Source organism: Luteibacter sp. P4_E6, from assembly GCF_056401535.1.
Window position 1 is genome coordinate 1 of the sequence record NZ_JBFUJE010000447.1, and the last position, 3,250, is coordinate 3,250.

Genomic DNA, 3,250 nt, shown 5'->3' on the forward strand with positions numbered 1-3,250 from the left:
ACCGCCCGGCGCGTGATTTCGGAATTGTGCGCAACCTCGGCGTCATGGCCGTAACTCGGATGGAGGACCGCTTCGGCAATTCGCTGACCTACCAGTGGTCCACCGACAACCACCTGACAGGCATCGTGGCCAGTGATGGCCGGACGGTGACGTTTGAGTACGCGAGCGACGGCAAGCACATCAGCAAGGTCAATGTTGTCACCGCCAACAACGGCACAMGGAGCTGGACGTACGCCTACGCGCCTTTGGACGGGGGATCGGTCCTGTCGAACGTGACGTTGCCGGACGGGTCTGCCTGGACGTATGACCTCTCTGCTCTCACCCTGGACGTCAAATCATCCGCCCCGCCCGGTCACTGCAACGACGTTGACGCCCCGTTGGACTCGACGCAGGTGGCAACCATCACCGGTCCGTCGGGGCTTCAGGGACGCTTCGAAGCACACCCGGTGCGACACGCACGCTCCAACGTGCCCGAATCATGCAGCGCCCAGACGCCCGAAAGCCAGGGGTCACAGGGCCGGCCGCGCTACAGCAACAACCTGGCTTTGACATCAAAAACATTTACTGGCGCCGGAATCTCGCATACCTGGACGTACCAGTACCCGCTCGCGACAGCCAGCTGGCGGGCAACCTGTCAGGCGTCCGGGTGCGACACCACCAGTGTTTCCCTGATGGTCGACCCCTCACTCAACACGACCCGGTACACGTTTTCCAACCAGGCGGATGCGACGGAGGGTAAGCCCCTCAAGACCGAGTACTTCCAGGGCGACACGACTGGCACGCTGCTGCGAACAGAAGCGTTCTCTTACGCGCCATACAATCAGGGGCCGTGGCCTGCGGTGTACGGGGGCGGCTTCAATATCATGGCCAACCTAGACCGCCAGGAAGGCGAATCCCCGCAGCTGCAAAAGTCCGTCACGGAAGAAGGCGACACCTATACCTGGCAGGCACTTGCCTTCGACACCTACGCCCGTGCGTCGTCCACACGTCGCAGCAGCAGTTTTGGCTTTTCCGTCGATGAAAAACAGGACTTCCTGGACGACACATCACGCAGTGTCATCGGACTTCCCACGGTTTACACGAACCTGACCAGGAATGAAGTCGTTAGTGAGACCACCTACGACCTGACGACGCTGGTGCCCCAGATGCGAAAGCATTTCGGCCAGACGATGATGACGTATTCGTTCAACCCCCAGGGACAGTTGGCCACGTTCCAGGACGCCAATTCCAATACGACGCATCTGGACAACTACAAGCTCGGCATTCCGCAGACCATTACGTTTCCGGACATCAACGCCCTCCACCCGAATGGCACCGTGGAAGCGGTCGCTGTCGACGACTTCGGACAGATTGCGTCCATCACTGACCAGGCGGGTTCGACAACGTCGTACGCCTATGACGGCATCGGCCGCGTGTTGCGCATCGACTACCCCGCGGGCGACTCGCCAAGCCTGGCCCCGAAGCTGTTCGCTTACACAGTCAGCCCTGACGCGCGCGACGTTGGCGGTAACCACTGGGTGCGCGAAGTCACACAAGGCATCCAGTACGACCGCACGGACTTTGACGCCATGTTGCGGCCGGTTGCCACCGGCAAGGGCCAGGTCGGCACCACGGACCGGTTTGTCTCTACACGGAATGACTTTGACTGGCGGGGCAACAAGACGTTCRCCTCGTATGCCGTCGACGGCGACGTTGGTCGGGCAACGATGGGAGTCGGCATTACCACCAGCTACGACGCGTTAGGCCGCGCGCGCGCTGAGTCACAGCCCTCCGCGCAAGGCACGCTGGTGACCTACACCGATTACCTTTCGGGGGGTGTCCGGCGCGTCACTGACCCCAAGGGCAATGCAGTCTCGACGGCCTACCAGGCGTTCGACGAACCTGCTTACGACAAGCCGGTTCGCGTAGACGCAGGCGCGGGCGCCTCACTCGTCACCCAGACCATCGACCGCGATGTCTACGGGAATCCCAATTCCATCARCCAAGGTGGCTTGAGCAAGAAATACACCTACGACAGCCAGTACCGCGTCTGCCGGTTGTATGAAAAGGAAGCGGGCAGCGCAATTTCGGCCTTCGATGCGGTGGGCAACGTCGTGTGGTCAGCGTCCGGCCAGGCGTTCAATGACCCGGGCTGCGGGTACGACCAGGTTCTGGCCAGTGACAAGGTCAATCGTGCGTACGACTCCATGAACCGGGTGACCCAGGTGACCTATCCCGGCGTCGGTCCGACGCTCACCTATACCTACGACCTGCTGGGCAATCCAGCAACGGCGGTGTCTGACACGGCAAGCGCCAAGCCGACCAACAAGGGTGCGGTGGGCTGGGCATTTGGCCGCAACAAGATGGGCGTGGTCACCGCCGAGCTTCTCTCGGTCGATTCCTGGTCCTGGACGGTGGGCTACACCTACGACGAAAACGGAAACCTCGTGTCGACGCAGTATCCTGACGGCAATTCCATCCCCTACGGACCCAACGCGCTCGGGCAGCCGACGGGCGCAGGCCCCTATGCGACCGGTGCCACCTACTACCCGGATGGTCAGGTGGCGGGTTACACGCTGGGCAACGGGGTGCCGTACACCGCGCACCGCAACGAGCGAAACCTGCTTGCAGACTTTGCCTATGGCACACCAGGCAGTGCGCCCATCAGTGAAGGGTACCTTTATGACCCGGCGGGCAACATCACTTCCATATCCAACGCGGTCGGGACCGGTCAGCGCGCACGGGCGTTTACCTACGACGAACTCAACCGCCTGACCGGGGCAAGCTCGCCTGGGTTGTGGGGGAACGAAACCTACAGCTACGACTCCCTCAACAACATCCAGAGCGTGACCAACTCTGGAGGCGTCAGCACCTACAACTACAACGGCTTCAACCAGCTGGCCAACATCAGCATCAACGGGTCGCCGACGCACTCGTACACGTACGACAACCGGGGCAATGTCACGTTGCGGGACGGTCAGGCCCTGGCGTTCGATGTTGCGAACCGGGTCCTGTCGGTAGGCACCCTTGGCGATTCCATGTATGACGCTGCCGGCCGTCGCGTGAAAGCAGTCTCGCCAACCGGCACGACGTACTACGCCTACAACGCCGCCGGGCAACTGCTCTGGCAATACGACCCGGCGACGAACTCGGGGACGGATTACATCTATCTCGGCAAAAAGCTTGTTGCCAGCACCAACAGCGTGCCGGCACCTGCACTCGCGCCGTCTCTGACTGCGCCCGCCTCAGCGCAGGCCAATGTCGCCTACAC

1 protein-coding gene is annotated in these 3,250 nt (G+C 61.8%); it reads left to right on the plus strand.

Annotated elements, in window-relative coordinates:
- Positions 1 to 44: 44 nt before the first annotated feature.
- Positions 45 to 3,250: RHS repeat domain-containing protein (locus AC1DT2_RS18945; protein ID WP_477298014.1), on the plus strand; the 3,206-nt coding region annotated here is incomplete at its 3' end.